The 16332-nt window shown below is 67.3% G+C and carries 12 protein-coding genes; 9 read left to right on the forward strand and 3 right to left on the reverse strand.

Annotated elements, in window-relative coordinates; translation table 11 throughout:
• The first annotated feature begins 41 nt into the window (after positions 1–41).
• The 9 genes from VGN62_RS06165 to VGN62_RS06205 all read left to right on the forward strand — a co-directional run bounded on the left by VGN62_RS06165 (position 42) and on the right by VGN62_RS06205 (position 8970).
• Positions 42–1031: an Mrp/NBP35 family ATP-binding protein gene (locus VGN62_RS06165; protein WP_327451866.1), complete on the forward strand. Its 990-nt coding sequence runs from the start codon at positions 42–44 to the stop codon at positions 1029–1031.
• Positions 1031–1453, forward strand: coding sequence for a CoA-binding protein (locus tag VGN62_RS06170; RefSeq protein WP_327451868.1), 423 nt, complete (start codon positions 1031–1033; stop codon positions 1451–1453). Before VGN62_RS06165 ends, VGN62_RS06170 begins: the two co-directional genes overlap by 1 nt.
• Entirely contained in the window at positions 1450–2046 is a 597-nt protein-coding gene (locus VGN62_RS06175) for a hypothetical protein (protein WP_327451870.1), read from the forward strand. The genes VGN62_RS06170 and VGN62_RS06175 overlap by 4 nt, the downstream gene beginning before the upstream one ends.
• 52 nt (positions 2047–2098) lie before the next feature.
• Entirely contained in the window at positions 2099–2812 is a 714-nt protein-coding gene (locus VGN62_RS06180; protein ID WP_327451872.1) for an SIMPL domain-containing protein, read from the forward strand.
• 73 nt (positions 2813–2885) lie between these two features.
• Positions 2886–5174 (forward strand): xanthine dehydrogenase family protein molybdopterin-binding subunit, encoded by a 2289-nt coding sequence (locus VGN62_RS06185; RefSeq protein ID WP_327451874.1) that lies wholly within the window; start codon positions 2886–2888, stop codon positions 5172–5174.
• Positions 5171–6166 (forward strand): ferrochelatase, encoded by a 996-nt coding sequence (hemH, locus tag VGN62_RS06190; protein ID WP_327451877.1) that lies wholly within the window; start codon positions 5171–5173, stop codon positions 6164–6166. Before VGN62_RS06185 ends, hemH begins: the two co-directional genes overlap by 4 nt.
• Before the next feature lie 89 nt (positions 6167–6255).
• Positions 6256–7848, forward strand: coding sequence for a DUF1963 domain-containing protein (locus VGN62_RS06195; RefSeq protein ID WP_327451879.1), 1593 nt, complete (start codon positions 6256–6258; stop codon positions 7846–7848).
• 107 nt (positions 7849–7955) lie between these two features.
• On the forward strand, positions 7956–8678 hold the full coding sequence (gene phbB / locus VGN62_RS06200) for an acetoacetyl-CoA reductase (protein ID WP_327451881.1): 723 nt from the start codon (positions 7956–7958) through the stop codon (positions 8676–8678).
• 58 nt (positions 8679–8736) lie between these two features.
• Positions 8737–8970, forward strand: a complete 234-nt coding sequence (locus tag VGN62_RS06205; protein ID WP_327451883.1) for a ribbon-helix-helix domain-containing protein — start codon at positions 8737–8739, stop codon at positions 8968–8970.
• Here VGN62_RS06205 and VGN62_RS06210 read toward each other — a convergent pair.
• The 3 genes from VGN62_RS06210 to VGN62_RS06220 form a co-directional block, all read right to left on the reverse strand.
• Positions 8967–9824: a hypothetical protein gene (locus VGN62_RS06210; protein WP_327451885.1), complete on the reverse strand. Its 858-nt coding sequence runs from the start codon at positions 9822–9824 to the stop codon at positions 8967–8969. The genes VGN62_RS06205 and VGN62_RS06210 overlap by 4 nt on opposite strands.
• Positions 9825–14528, reverse strand: a complete 4704-nt coding sequence (locus VGN62_RS06215) for an NAD-glutamate dehydrogenase (RefSeq protein WP_327451887.1) — start codon at positions 14526–14528, stop codon at positions 9825–9827.
• 175 nt (positions 14529–14703) lie between these two features.
• Positions 14704–16038 carry a hypothetical protein gene (locus tag VGN62_RS06220; protein ID WP_327451889.1) on the reverse strand — a complete coding sequence of 445 codons (1335 nt, stop codon included), beginning with the start codon at positions 16036–16038 and terminating at the stop codon, positions 14704–14706.
• Positions 16039–16332 lie beyond the last annotated feature (294 nt).

Here is a 16332-nt window from a genome sequence, read left to right on the forward strand (position 1 = left end):
ACCCTAGCTAAACAGGCCAATCATGCCTATCTGGCGCGGACATGACCGAACAAAGCGCCGATATCGCCCGCCTGACCACCGCCGCCGCAGAGCTCAGCGAAGGGCGCTCCTCGGGCCTCCGCATGCTCGACGATTCGGGTCTGCTCGCCGTCGTTCTCGACGTGTCGGGACTGGCGGTCGAAGACCGCAAACCGCTCGAAGACAAGCTGCGCGCCGGCCTGCTGGCCGAAGCGGGGGTACGCGAAGTGCGCATCGCGATGACGGCCGAGAAAAAGTCGATGACGATCATCGCGGTCGGCAGCGGCAAGGGCGGGGTCGGCAAATCGACCCTCGCCGCGAACCTTGCGGTTGCTCTCCGGCGCCAAGGCGTGAAGGTCGGGCTGGTCGACGCCGATATCTATGGGCCCTCGCAGCCCCGCCTGATGGACAGCGAAGGCGTCAAACCCGAAGCGCGCGGATCGAAGCTCGCGCCCGTTCCCAACGCCTATGGCGTACCGATGCTCTCGACCGGACAGATCGCGGCGCCGGGACAGGCAATCGCGTGGCGCGGGCCGATGGCGGGCAAAGCGCTCGAACAGCTCGTCGACGCAAGCTGGGGCGATATCGACACGCTCGTCGTCGACCTGCCGCCGGGCACCGGCGACGTCCAGCTGACGATGATCCAGCGCCACAAGCCGGCGGGCGCGGTGATCGTCTCGACACCGCAGGACCTTGCGCTGATGGACGCGACGCGCGCGGTCAGCCTGTTCGAACAGGCCGATGTGCCGATCATCGGGCTGGTCGAGAATATGGCGGGCTATGCCTGCCCGCATTGCGGCGAGGTCAGCGACCCGTTCGGTTGCGGCGGCGCCGAGGCGGCGGCGGGCACGATGGGGCTCGACTTCCTCGGCCGTGTGCCGCTGTCGATGGGCATCCGCCTCGCCAGCGACGGCGGTGTGCCGCCGGCGGCGGGAACCGATCATGCGGGCGAACCATTCCATGCGATAGCGGCGAAGGTGGCCGACTGGCTGCAAGCACGAAAGGGCAAATGATGGCGATCAACGACGAAGGCGAGATTCGCGAGTTGCTCGGCCAAAAACGCCGTATCGCCATCGTCGGTGCTTCACCCAATCCCGCCCGCGCTTCGAACGGCGTCCTCGCCTTTCTCGTAAGTCAGGGCCATGACGTGATTGCGGTCAATCCAGGGCACGCCGGCAAGACGATCCAGGGTGCCCCGGTCGTTGCGACGCTCGCCGACGTCGAGCCGCCCGCCGAGCTCGTCGACATCTTCCGCAACAGCGAAGACGCGGGCGCCGCGGTCGACGAGGCGATCGTCCATGGCGCCAAGGCGGTGTGGATGCAGCTTGGGGTGATCAACGAAGCCGCGGCGAAACGCGCCGATGCCGCCGGGCTGACCGTCGTCATGGACCGTTGCCCGAAGATCGAAATCCCGCGCCTCGGCCTGCTCAAGTGAGGGCCGCGCTACCGCTGTTCGCCGCGTCGCTGCTTGCAGGATGCGCAACGACGCCGACGAACGCGAATCCGCAGGACGCCTTTTTCGACGCGCTCGCCGCCCGCTGCGGCAAGGCCTATGCCGGCCGCCTCGCGAGCGATCAGGAGGCCGATGCCGAGATGCGCGGCAAGGCGATGGTGATGCACATCCGCCATTGCACCGCCCAGCGCATCGAAATCCCCTTCCATATCGACGGACTCGGCCCCGATGGCGGCTGGGACCGCTCGCGCACATGGATCGTCAGCCGCACGGCAACCGGGCTTCGCCTGAAGCACGACCATCGCCACGCCGACGGCAAGCCCGATGAGGTCACGCTTTATGGCGGCGACACCGCCGATGCCGGGACGGCGACGCGCCAGACCTTTCCAGTCGATGCCGAATCGATCGCGATGTTCGAACGCACCGGCCGCAGCGTTTCGACGACCAACATCTGGTCTGTCGAAACGACCGGAACGGGCTTCACCTATGGCCTCGACCGGCAGGGGCGGCATTTTCGCGTCGCGTTCGATTATGCCAAGCCGGTCACGCCGCCGCCAGCGCCCTGGGGCTGGTAGGGAACCGATTCGCCCGCCATGCGCTCCCCCCGCATCGAACGGGAGAAAAAATATGCGCTGCCAGACCCTTATGCTCGTCCCGCTGTTTGCGCTCGGCGCGTGCAGCGAAAAGGCGCCCGACCCGCGCGGGGTCGGGCATGACGAAACCCTGCTGTCGGTCTCGGCGACTGGTCGCTCCGAAACGAAGCCCGACGAGGCGCGCTTCACCGCCGGGGTGAGTACGATCGCACCGTCGGCGGAAGCCGCCACGCAGAAAAACAACGAAACGATGACCAAGGTGACCGAGGCGCTGAAGGCGTTCGGCGTCGCGGGCAAGGACCTCCAGACGCGCCAGCTGACGGTGGACCGAATCGACTGGGGCGCCAACAAGGGAAAATATGAAGCGGTCAACCAGGTCGAGGTGCGGATGCGCGCGGTCGACAAGGCGGGCGAAGCGGTCGCCGCGACGACAGAGGCAGGCGCCAACGTCCTGTCGGGTCCGACGCTGCGCGTGTCCGATCAGGAGGCCGCGACCAAATCGGCCTATGCCGCCGCCTATCGCGCCGCGCGGGCGCGCGCCGACGCCTATGCGGGCGCCGCGGGGCTCAAGATCGACCGCGTGCTGACGATCCGCGATGGCGGAGAGACTTCGCCTCCGATGCCCTATTACGAAATGGACGCCGCGGCGAACCGGGCTGTCGCGCAATCGGCCGCGCCGCCCTTCAATCCCGGGGTGAACGAATCGCAGGTTTCGGTCCGCGTCGACTTCGCCTTGTCGGAGAAATAGTCGCGCACCCCGTACGGACGCGCATTCCAAAAGCCTTTGCCTCGCCGACTCGCGCCGACTATCAGCAGCGGGCATGGCCGGCATTCGCGACACTGTGGGGAAAAACAAATCGCGCCTGCCGCACGTCAGCCGCCGCCAGATGCTGGTCGGCGCGACCGCGGCGGGCGGGCTTGCCATCGCGTGGAGCCTGTGGCCGCGCGATTACCAGCCCAACCTGACCGCCGCGCCCGACGAGCATATCTTCAACGCCTTCCTGAAGATCGGCGATAACGGGCATATCAGCGCGATCGTCCCGCAATGCGAAATGGGCCAGGGCGTCACGACGCTGTTGCCGCAGATCATGGCCGACGAGCTCGGCGCCGACTGGCGGACGATCGCGGTCGAGACCGCGCCGATCAACCCGCTCTACACCAACACGCTGCTCGTCGACGAGGATAGTGCCGTCTTCACACCGCGCGCGGGCGTCCCCGATTTCGTGTCCGACGTGCGCAGCTGGGTCCGCCGCGAATGGGCGGTGCGCCACGCGGTGATGCTCACCGCGAACAGCTCGTCGGTGCGCATGTTCGAGGGGCCGTGCCGCGCCGCGGCGGCGCAGGCGCGCGTGCTGTTGATGATGGCGGCAGCGAAGCGCTGGGACGCCGACTGGGAACAATGCGATACCCACGACGGCTTCGTCACCTTCGGCAAGAAACGCCTCCGCTTCGGCGACGTTGCCGCCGCGGCGGCGCTGCTCGAACCGCCCGCCGAACCCGTCTTCCGCGCGAGCAGCGCCGATCCGCTCTACGGCAAGGAACTCACGCGGCTCGACCTGCCGGCCAAGGTCGACGGGTCGGCCAATTATGCGGGCGACATCCGCCTGCCCGACATGGTGTTCGCCGCGATCCGCCAGGGCCCGCTGGGCGCGACGCAGCTGAAGGGCATCGACCGCAAGAAGGGGCTCGCTTCGCCCGGCCTGTTGCACGTCGTCACGCACGATCGCTGGGTCGCCGCGGTCGCGCGCAACTGGTGGGCGGCGAACCGCGCGCTCGACCGCTTCGCGCCGGTATTCGAAACCGACGGCGCGCCGATTTCGTCGGATCGGATCGACAAGGCGCTGAAGGCCGCGCTGAAGGGCGACGGCTATCGCATTTCGAGCGAGGGCGATGTCGCCGAAGCGATGGAGGGGCGTACGAAGGTCGCGGCCGAATATGCCGTCGCCCCCGCGCTTCATGCCGCGATCGAAACGCGCACCGCCACTGCGGCACCAGACGGCGGCGGGCTGCGCGTCTGGGTCGCGACGCAAGCCCCCGCACAGTGCCGCGACGCGATCGCCGACGCCACCGGGCTGGCACCTGCGAATGTCACGCTGTTCCCGATGATGGCGGGCGGATCGTTCGACGCGTGCCTCGACCATAGTGTCGCGGTGCAGGCGGCGATCATCGCGCTGCAAATCAAACGCCCGGTCCAGCTCGCCTGGTCGCGCGCCGAGGAGATCATGCGCCTGCCCCCCCGCGCGCCGGCGCGGGCAAAGCTCACCGCGACGCTCGACGCCGCGGGAGGGATCGACGCGCTGGTGACGCGCATCGCGGTGCCGCCGACGAATCACGAGGTTCGCGCGCGCCTGTTCGACAATGCGCCCGCCGACATTGCGCAGCGCGCCGCGGCAGGCAACGCCGATGCCGCCGCGGTCGAAGGCGCCGCGTCGAACTATGCCATCCGCCACCGCGCGGTCGATCATTGCCCCGCCGACATCGGCCTGCCGACCGGGCGCTGGCGCGGCAATGCCGACAGCTACACCGCCTTTTTCACCGAATGCTTCGTCGACGAAATGGCGGCGCGCGCGGGAACCGACGCGCTGTCCTATCGCATGGCGATGCTCGGCAATGCGCCGCTCCTCGCGCGCTGCCTGCTCACCGCGACCAGCCTCGGCGGATGGGAGGGCGGCCTCGCGGGCACGGCGCAGGGACTTGCCTGTCACACGATGCGTGGCAGCCATATCGCGCTGATGGCGACCGCGCGGCAGAGCGACCGGGGGTTGCAGGTCGAACAGCTCGTCGCGGTCGTCGACGCCGGGCGCCTCGTCAATCCGGCGGTCGCGCGCCAGCAGATCGAGGGCGGGCTGGTCTTCGGCCTTGCCGCTGCGGTCGGCGCGACCACCGACTATGAAGGCGGCATCGCGACCGCGCGCAAATTCGGCCAGCTCGGGCTGCCCGACCTGTCGCAAACGCCGCAGATCATCGTGGAATTCATCGACAGCGACCGCGAGCCCGGCGGGCTGGGCGAGATCGCGGTACCCGTCGTCGCGCCCGCGATCGCCAATGCGATGTTCGCCGCGACCGGCCGCCGCATCCGCCGCATCCCCCTGTCGGCGGACCCGCTGTGAGCCTTCCGCCCGACCATCCGCACCTGGCGACGCGGCGCATCGGCGTGCTGCTCGTCAACCTCGGCACCCCCGACGCGCCCGATGCGCCCTCAGTGCGGCGCTATCTGGCCGAGTTCCTGTCGGACCGCCGCGTCGTCGAAATTCCACAGATACTGTGGCAGCCGATCCTGCGTGGACTCATCCTGACCACCCGCCCGAAAAAGTCGGCGCACGCCTACGCGCAGGTGTGGACCGACGAAGGGTCACCGCTTGCCGCGATCACCCGCGCGCAGAGCGAGGCGTTGCAGGCGGCACTCGGCGACGCGGCGATAGTCGCCCACGCCATGCGCTATGGTCAGCCCGCCATCGGTCCGGCGATCGACGCGCTGACCGCCGCAGGATGCCGGCGCATCCTGATCGCGCCGCTCTATCCGCAATATTGTGCCGCAACGACGGCAACGGTGGTCGATGCCGTGGGCAGCCATCTGAAGACCCTGCGCTGGCAACCGGCGCTACGCTTCGTGCCGCCATATCACGACGATGCCGCCTACCTCGGTGCGCTGAAAACATCGGTCGAAGCCGGGATTGCCGCGCTCGATTTCACGCCCGACGTGCTGCTCGCGAGCTTTCATGGCATGCCCGAACGCACGTTGCATCTGGGCGATCCCTATCATTGTCAGTGCCAGGCGACCGCGCGCCTGCTGTCGGACGCGCTCGGCCGCCCGGTCGAGGTCGCATTCCAGTCGCGCTTCGGCCGCGCCAAATGGCTCGAACCCGCGACCGATGCGCGTCTCGAACAATTGGGCCGCGAAGGACGGAGCGTGGCGGTCTTCGCGCCGGGCTTTGCGGCCGATTGCCTTGAAACGCTCGAAGAACTCGCGATCCGCGGCAAGCATCAGTTCGAGGCTGCGGGCGGCAAACGCTTCGCCTACCTCGCCTGCCTCAACGCCGGGGCGCCGGGGTCGGCGATGATCGAAGCGCTGGTGCGCCGCGAACTCGCGGGCTGGCTCTGACCGTTCCCGCTTACCAACTGTTTAGGTCCATGCGCTAAATTCATCCGGCCCGGCGCCGAAACGGCGGCCGCGCCGCTTGGAGATATGCGATGAACCAGGTCGAATCGGCCGCGTTGAAGCTGGTCCTCTTTACCCTGGCCTTCCTCGCGATCGCCTTCGTCGTCTGGTGGTTGCGCCGCCCGCGCTCCGCACACGCCGCGCCGCGAACGCCGGGCGAAAGCCGCCTGCCACGCCTGTCACGCAAGACGAATCCCGAGCTGCAACATGTCGAAATCGCCCCGTCGCGGCTCGCACGCGTCAGCGGCAAGGCGCCGCTGGAGCACCCGCCTGCGATCGAATGGGACGACGATCCCGTCGCCCCGACGCCGGAAGTCGAGCCCGCGGCGGCCGAAACCGCGCTTGAATCGCACGTCGCCGACATCGAACGGCAGGTAGTCCGGCTGGAAAAATCGAGTCCCGACACCGCGCCGCGGCCTGTCGGGCTTGAAAAACCGGATACCGACACGGTGACGTTACGGCTCGTTCCGCAGATTCCGCCGCGCGACGCGATATCGACGACGAGCTGGCTCGGCGGCCGTCCGCGGCTGCCCGCCGGAACCGAATGGCCGAAGATCGACGACCAGCCGGCCGATTTCCTCGCCCAGATCGATTGCGCCGGCCTGCCGCGCGCGCTGTGGGGCGGGCTGGGGCCGCGCGACGGCACGCTCGCCTTCTTCATCCATCGGCGCAAACCGGATATGCGCGTGCTGCACCTGCGCGATGCGGGTGCGCCCGTTTCGCCGCCCTTCGCCCTCAACGACCCCGAGGGCTGGTTCGCGCCCTATGGCGGTCTTGGGACCGGCGACCTTGCATCCTTTGCCGTCCGCGCCTTTCCCGAATGGCCCGTCGACCTTGTCGCCGCCCGGCCGGGCGAAGCCGATCCGCGCGAAGTAGGTGACGCCGACGAACCCGGCCGTGCGCTGTATGATCGCGGCTACGACATCGCCGACCCGGCATTCCACCCCTTCGACTGGGGCAGCATGACCGCGATGATCGCGCTGCTCGAGATGCGGCTCGGTGAGCTGGCAAGGGAGGATGCGTCTCCCGCCGCCGCAAGCGACGAGGAGGCCGACGAAGCAAAACGCCGCGCCGCGATCAATCGCGAGGCGGTCGAGCGTGCGCGCGAGATTATCGCGATCGTCCACGACAGCGCCGCACGCGACGCCTTTGCGGCGGGCGACGCGACGGCGGTGATGGCGGCGCTGCACGCGATCCGCTGGGCAACGACGGTTCGCACGATCGACCCTGAAACGGGCGCCGAGCGGATCGAAACGATCGCCCTGCCGCTCACGACGCACCGCGCTGACGCGGACCTTTGGGTCCATGATTACCAGACGATGCTGTTCGACCGCGCCAAACATGCCTGGTGCGCCAACCCGGACCATCTTTCGGCCCCGGCGCGTGCGCTCTACGAACCCTGGTGGCAGGAACTCGCCGCGCGCGAGATGGCCGCGATAGGCCACGAACCATTTCGCCATATCGCCGATTTTGACGAGGATCGCGATGCCGTGCTGATCGAACTGCCCACCAGCGGGCTGATGAGCCGGCGGTTCGGCGACGGTGACAATCTGGTGGTGACGCTCGACAAGGCCGACCTTGCGATCGGCGACTTTTCAAAGATCCGTGTGCAGATCAGCAACTAGCGCCGAAAGTCCTCTGCATAGCTTTGCGATTGACGTTCCGGTCAACTTGCGGCCGTCGTCGGCGCGGCCTAGTCATGGAGCCATAACTCTGTGGGAGAGCTGGATTTATGGCACGTATCGCAATCGTTACCGGTGGCAGCCGCGGCATCGGGGAAGCCATTTCCCTGAAACTCAAGGAGCAAGGTGTCACCGTCGTCGCCAACTATGGCGGTAACGACGAAAAGGCCCGCGAGTTCACCGATCGCACGGGCATCGCGGCCATCAAATGGGATGTCGGCGACCATCAGGCGTGCCTCGACAGCTGCGCGCGAATCGCCGAGGAATTCGGCCCGGTCGATATCGTCGTCAACAACGCCGGGATCACCCGCGACGGCACGCTCGCCCGCATGAGCTACGACGACTGGGACGATGTGATGCGCGTCAACCTCGGCGGCTGCTTCAACATGGCGAAGGCGACCTTCGGCGGCATGGTCGAGCGCGGCTGGGGCCGCATCGTCAACATCGGGTCGATCAACGGGCAGGCGGGCCAGTATGGCCAGGTTAATTACGCCGCCGCCAAATCGGGCATCCACGGCTTTACCAAGGCGCTGGCGCAGGAAGGTGCGAAGAAGGGCGTGACGGTCAATGCGATCGCGCCGGGCTATATCGACACCGACATGGTCGCCGCGGTGCCCGCGCCCGTGCTCGAAAAGATCGTCGCGAAAATCCCCGTCGGGCGCCTCGGCCAGGCCGACGAAATCGCGCGCGGCGTCGCCTTCCTGTGTAGCGAGGATGCCGGATTCGTCACCGGATCGACGATGAGCATCAACGGCGGCCAACATATGTATTGACGGGGACAGGCCCCGGCGGCGGCTTTGCCGTCGCCGGTTTGGGCGCTAACGTCAGACGATGCCCAACCCCCTCCATCCCCCCGTCAAACGGTCGGTCACGATCGCCGGTCATCCGACCTCGATCAGCCTCGAACCGATGTTCTGGGACGCGCTCGAGGCTGCCGCCGCGCAGCAGGCCTTGCCCGTCAACGCGCTCGTCGCGCGGATCGATGTCGAGCGGATGGAGGCGGACGATCCCCCCAACCTGACCTCGGCGATCCGCCAATGGCTATGGCGGATGCGCGCCGACTAGATGGCGGCGTAGACAGCCGATCCGAACGCCGCGCCCTTGTCGGGCGCATGATGCAGGAACAGTGAAGGCTCGATCAGTTCGAGCTCCATGATGTGCAGCTTGCCCGCCGCGTCGCCGACCATGTCGACGCGCGCATAGACCGGCGCGGCGGGGGCTGCGGCGAGTGCGGCGGCGGCTAGTTCCCACGCGGCCTCGCTTGCTACCCACACCGTCTCGCGGCCGCCGAACTGCTCCTGCACGCGAAAATCGCCCGACGCGGGACGTTTGACGATCGCGTGGCTGAATTTCCCCGCAAAGAAGAACAGCGAATATTCGCCTTCGGTCAGGATGCCGGGCATCAGCGGCTGGACGAGGCGGCGCTGTCCGTGCGCATCGGCCGGGATTGCCTCGCCCGCCGTGATGCGGTGCGTACCGTCGGCGCCCCCCGAGATAGCGGGTTTGATCACCGCCTCGCCGATCGCGAGTTCGGACATCGCCGCAGCCAGGCTCGCATCGTCGAGCGCCGCAACCTCGACCGTCGGCACGACGGCCACGCCCTTCGTGCCGAGCTGCGCGAGATAAGCCTTGTCGCTGTTCCAGCGCAGCACCGGCACCGGATTGGCGACCGGCAGCGCTTCGGCCTCGAGCCGGTCGAGCAAAGCGTACCAGCCCGCAACATCGCGCTGATAGCCCCACGCGAAGAGCGGCAGCACGAGGTCATAGCCCGCGAGATCGCCGGGGTCGGTCCACGCCCTTTGCTCGACGATCAGCCCGGCCGCGGTCAGCGCCGCCGCCTTGCGGGCAAAGGCGGGCTGCCACTTCTCGTAATAGTCGGGGGCCGGGACGAGGATCGCGACGCGGGGCTGGAAAGGCATTTACCTCCCCAGCAACCCGCGCGCCTGCCCCGCAATGTGCGACAGCATCGCACCATTGGGGCTCGGTATCATCCGCGCGCGGTCGACCGTTGCACGGAATTGCTCGACCCGCGGCGCATGGTCGGCGAGCCATTTGGTCACCGCCGCGTCGAGGTCGCCCTTCGGCAGCCCTGCGAGGAAAGTCAGGCGCATCTGCTGGAAATCGCGCGCCAGGCTGTTGACCAGCAGGCGTTCCCACGGATCGGCGGGGCTCATATGCGCCGCCAGCGTCTGCGCCCAGTCGAGCCCGAGTGCCTCACCCAGATGCGTGAAGGCGTGCGTCACCGCGATCTCGTCGTCGCCGCGCCGTTCGGCGAGGTCGACGATGCCGATCGCGCCATCGGTCTTGAACAGACGGACGACCGAAGCGGTCAGCGCCTCGGGCGCGCCGGCGTCGAGAAGCTGCTGCGCGAGCATGTCCCACTGGCGCTTCACCGACGGGCTGAGCAGCGTATCGACGCCCGCCGTCAGGCGGTCGACGCCGGGCTCGAGCCGCGCGACGACGGGTCCGGGCTGCGACAACGTCTGCGTCACGCGCAGCAGGTCCGCCATTTGCGAGGTCATCGCCGACGCCGCCTGCGCGAAGAGCGAGAGGCGGACGGATTCGTCGATCTTCGCCGCGTCGAGCGCGTCCCAGATCGCAGGTATTTCGAGCAGCCGTTCGACCGCGACGAACGCCGCGGCGATGTCGCCGAGCGCGCAGCCTTCCTCTTCGACCAGCTCGAACGGATGGACGATGCCCATGCGGTTGATGATCCGGTTCGCGATCTTCGTCGCGATGATTTCACGGCGCAGTTGGTGATCGGCGATCGCCTGCGCGAAATCACGCTGCATCTCGTCGGGGAAGGCGGCCGCAAGGTCGCTGCCGAGCGCCGGATCGTCAGGAAGATCGCTATGTTCGATCGCATCCTGCAGCGCGAGCTTCGCGGTCGACAGCAGCACCGCGAGTTCGGGCCGCGTCAGCCCGCGCCCTTCAGCGGCACGGCGGAGCAGCTCGTCGTTAGCGGCGAGCCCCTCGACCTTGCGGTCGAGCCGGCCCGACGCCTCGAACGTCTCCATCAGCCGGACGAGCGACGGCACCGCGGCCGATCCGCCCTTTTCGGCGATCGACAGCGCAAGCGCCTGGAGCCGGTTGTCCTCGAGCACCAGCTCCGACACATTGTCGGTCATCCGCACGAGCAGCGCGTCACGATCTTCCTGGCTCAAGCGGCCTTCGGCCATTTCGCGGTTGAGCGCGATCTTGATATTGACCTCATTATCCGAGCAGTCGACGCCCGCGCTATTGTCGATGAAGTCGGTGTTGATCCGCCCGCCCTTCGCCGAGAAGGCGATGCGCGCGGCCTGCGTGACGCCGAGATTGGCGCCCTCACCGACCGCCTTCACGCGCAGGTCCTCGGCATCGACGCGCAGCGCGTCGTTCGCCGGATCGCCGACTTCGGCGTTGTTCTGGCTTGCGGCCTTCACATAGGTGCCGATGCCGCCGAACCAGAGGAGGTCGACCGGCGCTTTGAGGATCGCCGAAATGAGCGACACCGGGTCGATTTCGGAGACCGAAAGGCCGAGCAGCGCCTGCACCTCGGGGCTCAAAGGAATGCTCTTCTGGCTGCGCGGGAAGATGCCGCCGCCCTTCGAAATCAGCTTGGCGTTATAGTCGGCCCAGGATGAGCGCGGCAGATTGAACATCCGCTCGCGTTCCTTCCAGCTTTTCGCCGGGTCGGGATTGGGGTCGAGGAAGATATGGCGGTGGTCGAACGCCGCGGTGAGCTGGATCGCCTTCGACAGCAGCATGCCGTTGCCGAACACGTCGCCCGACATGTCGCCGCAGCCGGCGACGCGGATCGTGTCGGTCTGCACATCGACGCCCATTTCGGCGAAGTGGCGCCGGACCGACAGCCACGCACCCTTGGCGGTGATGCCCATCGCCTTGTGGTCATAGCCGTTCGACCCGCCGCTCGCGAACGCATCGCCGAGCCAGAAGTCGCGTTCCATCGCGAGCGCATTGGCAACGTCGGAGAAGGTCGCGGTGCCCTTGTCCGCGGCGACAACGAAATAGGGATCGTCACCGTCGTGGATCACAACGCCCTTCGGATGCACGACCTTGCCGCCCACCAGATTGTCGGTGATCGATAGGAGCGAACGGATGAAGATGCGATAGCATTCGGTGCCTTCGGCGAACCAGGCATCGCGGTCGATCGACGCATCGGGCAGCGCCTTCGGATAGAAGCCGCCCTTCGCACCGGTCGGCACGATGACGGCGTTCTTGACGCGCTGCGCCTTCATCAGTCCGAGGATCTCGGTGCGGAAGTCGTCGCGGCGGTCGGACCAGCGCAGCCCGCCGCGTGCGACCGGGCCGGCGCGCAGGTGCGTGCCTTCGACGCGCGGCGAATAGACCCAGACCTCGCGCCAGGGCAGCGGTTTGGGCAGGCCGGGGACAAGGCTCGAATCGATCTTGAACGCCAGCGCTTCTGCAGCGGCGGGCGCAAAGGCGTTGGTGCGCAGCGTCGCGCCGATCACCGCATGGAAGAGCCGCAGGATGCGATCCTCGTCGATCGACTTGATGTCGGCAAAGCCCGCCATGATGTCGGCTTCGAGCGCCTCGGCGCGCTTGGCATCGCGGGCCTTCGGGTCGTGGAGCGCGCGGAAGCGGTCGATCAGCGCGGCGGTCAGCGCGGGGGCGTGGCGCAGCGCGCTGACGACCGTGTCCATGCCGTAGGCCGAGCCGCCCTGGCGCAGGTAACGGAACCACGCGCGCAGCCAGACGATCGCACCGGGATCGGTCTGGTTGGTCAGCACCAGTTCGTTGAACGCGTCATTTTCGGCGCGGCCGTCGAGCACCGCGGCGATCGCGCCTTCGAGCACTTCGGCGTAGGGAAGCAGCGCGAGCTCGTCGACATTCGCGGGCAGGCGCAGCGTGAAATCGTGGATCACGATCGGCAGCTCGTCGTCGCCTTCGGCTCCGGCGGCGCGGCCATGGAGCGCGGTCGGGATTTCTTCGAGCACCTCGAAACCGAAATGTTCGAGCGCGGGTACGACGTCGGACAGCGCGAGCGGTCCCGCCGCGCTATAGACTTTTAGCCGGAGGCGATCGTCGCCGTCGAGGCTCTTGCGGGCGAGGCGCACGCTGCGCGGGTTTTCGGCGTCGAGATCGCGCAGGCGCAGGATGTCGCGCGCGGCTTCCTCGGGATTATAGAGGTTGCGATAATTGGGCGGGAACAGCGGGCCGAAGCGCGCCGCGAGCGCGGCCGCGCGGCCGGCGTCGCCGCGCTTCGCGAGCGCTGCCTCGACCTCGGGCTGCCAGCCGCGCACCATCTGTTCGAGCTGGGCGTTGAGAGCTTCGGTATCGGGGACGACCCCGCCGCTGCGCAGGTCGAGCGTGTAGCGCAGGAGCGCCGCACCGCCATCCTCGAGCACCATCGTCCAGCCGATCACGCCCGCCTTCGCTTCGCGGACAAGCATCGTTTCGACAGCGAGACGCCGGCCGGTCGACACTTCGTCGCGCGGCAACCAGACGAACACGAACAGGTGGCGCCCCAGCGCGCTGCGCACCGTCACCAGCTTCGGCCGTGGCCGGTCGGTGATCGACATCGAAGTGAGCACCAGCTCTTCGAGCGAGGCCGCGTCGAACGCGATCAGCAAATCGTGCGGCAGCGCCGTGAGCGCGTGCGCAAGCGCCTTGCCCGCATGCCCCGTCGGGTCGAAGCCGAACTTCGCCATCAGCGCCTCAAGCTGGGCGCGCAGCACAGGCACCTTGTCGGGGCGCGCCGAGAGCGCGGCGCTGGTCCAAAGGCCGGCATGGATCGACAGGCGCTCGACTTTCTTGCCCTTCATCTCGGGAACGACGACGAGGTCGAGCAAAACGCGGCGGTGCACCGCTGACAGGCGGTTCGACTTGATCAGCAGCGGGGCTGTGCCTCCGTTGTCGAACCAGGCGAAGGCCGCTTCGAGCGCTGCGGGCGACAGGAGCTGGCCATCAGCGCTTTCGCTGATGCCGAGCGGACCCTCCACCTTGCCGTCGCGCGTGCGCCATTCATGGCCAAGCTGGGTCATCGCCCCGCCCTCGAACCAGCGCAGCAGTTCGGCCGCCTCGCCCTCGACGCGCATCGCGGCATCGGCGAGCATCGCGGCACGCATCGCGCGCCAGTCGCGGACCGCCGCGCGCACGTCGCGCAGCGCCGCCTCGACCGCGTCGAGCAACCGCCGCCGCGCCCGTGCGTCGCCGCGCTCGAGTTCCATATAGATGACCGATTCGCGGGTTTGTCCGTCGCCAGCTTCCTGCAAATGACCCTTTGCGTCGCGCTTCACCGCGACGACGGGGTGCAGGATGCGGTGCACGGCAAGACCCTGCGACGCGACGACCTGCGAGGTCGAATCGACGAGGAAGGGCATGTCGTCATTGATGATGACGAGGCGCATGCGGCGGTCGGTTCCGTCAGCCGCGATCGGCTCGAGGAGCAGCGACGGCGTTTCGGCGGCGCGCTCGAGCGCAGCGCGCGCGGCGAACTGGCTCGCGTCGGCAAGCGCGCCCTTGTCCATATCGTCGCCCTCACCCGGCAGCGCGCTTCCACGCAGCGCGGCCAGGTAGGCGGCGGCGATTTTCGGGGGAACTTTGGCGATGGAGGCGGTGGGGGTGTCCGTTTCCGGCGTGTCGGACGTAATTTCAGGCATAAAGTGCAGCATCCCGAACCAAAAGAGGGGGATCCCAGCCGACGATCGGCGGGGGTCCGTTCGCTCCGCCCCCTATGCGCCCGACGCGCGCGCGGCTCAAGGCCTCGTTCGCTGCTCCGCGTAAAATTATTTCAATTTTGGGTTTGTCTGTTGCGTGAACGCTCTCAGCCGGCGCTCACACGCCCGACGTAATCGGAACCGCCTTCTTCGCAAGCTTCGCCACGAGCGCCGGATCCTCTGCCGCCTTGGCGACGATTCCGATATGGCCGCCGGGCATCGCGCGCGCGATCAGCACGACGAATTCTGCATCGCCGGCGTCATGTTCGAGGATCAGCGCGGGGTGCGCCCGGCGCAGCGCCTCGAGCTTTTCGTCCGGGCGGTCGCTGCTTTCCTTCGACGGCTTGCGCCGCGCGCGCGCATCCTTGACCAGCCCCTTGAGCCCGCCCGGATAGCGATCGAGATAGGCCGCAAGCGCGCCGCGGCCGACCCGCTCTTCTTTCGCGTGCCCGAGCACACAGGCATATTCAGCAAGCCGCGTCTTGTCATAGGCGGCGCCGAAAACGAGCTTCACGACCGGCGTCATCGGAGCGCGATCCTGCGCCTTCAGCCCGGCGTCGTCGAGCAAGGCGGCAAAGGCATCAGGCTGCTGTTCGGCGGCGAGCACGAAATCCCATGCCTTGCCGACCGCCTGGTATAGCGCGCCGCGGCTGCGGCTATCGGCGGCGAGTGCCCGTTCGGCGGTTTCGCGCGCCAGCGCCAGCCAGTCGGCGAGCTCGGCATCGTCGCCGGGCCCGGTCGTATCTTCATCGGTGACGGCCACGAGCTCGGCACCGGCATGGATATCCAAAGCATCGGCCAGCGCCGCAAAACCCGGGACGGCATCGTCGTCGAAATGCCCCGAATCGGGGCCATCGGCCCAGACCGGCACGGGTGCGGTCAGCGGAGCGGCGCTCCGCAGCGCCTGCTCGACCGAAAGCTGCAGCTCCTCGGCCTCGTCGGCGGGAACCGCTTCCTTCCAGTTGATGACGCCCATGATGAAATCGATCGTGTCGTCGTCGGACGAAAAGGGCAGCAAGATGCCGCGGTACATGATCGTCACGCCGCGATCGTTGACGAATTCGGCCTCGAAGCCGATCGGCGCGCGGTTGGCGATGATCTGGAGATAATGGTCGGTCAGCCGCGACAGCAGCGAACGCCCCGGAATCTGACTGATGTAATGAACATCCTCGTCGATCTGCGATTCTTCGCGCAGCCGGTCGCCAAGGAAGGCGAGACCCGGATTTTCGACGCCCGCAGTGAAATCGAGCAGCACCGAATGCGGCCCGAAATCGGCGCCGTCGAGGTCGAGATCCTCGACCGAGGGATAGGCGCGGTCGGCGAGCAGCGAAGCCCAGTAATTATAGGCGCGCACCTGCATCCGCCGCTCGTCGACACCGACGACCGCGGGCGCATCGATCGCGCCATCATCCTGGCCATGGCTACCCGAAAGCAGGCCGCGCATGCTGTCCATCATCTATCCCCAGTCGCAAACATCGGCCCTTGTCATGCACCGGAACTGGTAAAAGCGGCGTAAACGATGGCGGATTTGCGCGGCTCGTTCGGCATTTCCCGAGGTGCACGAATGCAGGGCAATTGGCCGATATTCAGACTTCATATGTATGGATTCATACTCACATTATACCATTCATTTCACACTTTGATGCATATAAAATACTATATTTTAACGAGAAACTTCCCCACTTCTCTCTCTGATCGTCCGGTATCATATACATTCTGCATGGCATTTCATGCGGCCGTTGGAGGC

It is taken from the genome of Sphingopyxis sp. (assembly GCF_035998905.1).
In the GTDB taxonomy this organism is placed as follows: Bacteria; Pseudomonadota; Alphaproteobacteria; order Sphingomonadales; family Sphingomonadaceae; genus Sphingopyxis.

Coding starts and splice junctions, on each gene's coding strand:
- VGN62_RS06165 (WP_327451866.1), top strand. CDS start 42: ATGACCGAACAAAGCGCCGATATCGCCCGCCTGACCACCGCCGCCGCA.
- VGN62_RS06170 (WP_327451868.1), top strand. CDS start 1,031: ATGGCGATCAACGACGAAGGCGAGATTCGCGAGTTGCTCGGCCAAAAA.
- VGN62_RS06180 (WP_327451872.1), top strand. CDS start 2,099: ATGCGCTGCCAGACCCTTATGCTCGTCCCGCTGTTTGCGCTCGGCGCG.
- VGN62_RS06185 (WP_327451874.1), top strand. CDS start 2,886: ATGGCCGGCATTCGCGACACTGTGGGGAAAAACAAATCGCGCCTGCCG.
- VGN62_RS06195 (WP_327451879.1), top strand. CDS start 6,256: ATGAACCAGGTCGAATCGGCCGCGTTGAAGCTGGTCCTCTTTACCCTG.
- phbB (WP_327451881.1), top strand. CDS start 7,956: ATGGCACGTATCGCAATCGTTACCGGTGGCAGCCGCGGCATCGGGGAA.
- VGN62_RS06205 (WP_327451883.1), top strand. CDS start 8,737: ATGCCCAACCCCCTCCATCCCCCCGTCAAACGGTCGGTCACGATCGCC.
- VGN62_RS06210 (WP_327451885.1), bottom strand. CDS start 9,824: ATGCCTTTCCAGCCCCGCGTCGCGATCCTCGTCCCGGCCCCCGACTAT.
- VGN62_RS06215 (WP_327451887.1), bottom strand. CDS start 14,528: ATGCCTGAAATTACGTCCGACACGCCGGAAACGGACACCCCCACCGCC.
- VGN62_RS06220 (WP_327451889.1), bottom strand. CDS start 16,038: ATGGACAGCATGCGCGGCCTGCTTTCGGGTAGCCATGGCCAGGATGAT.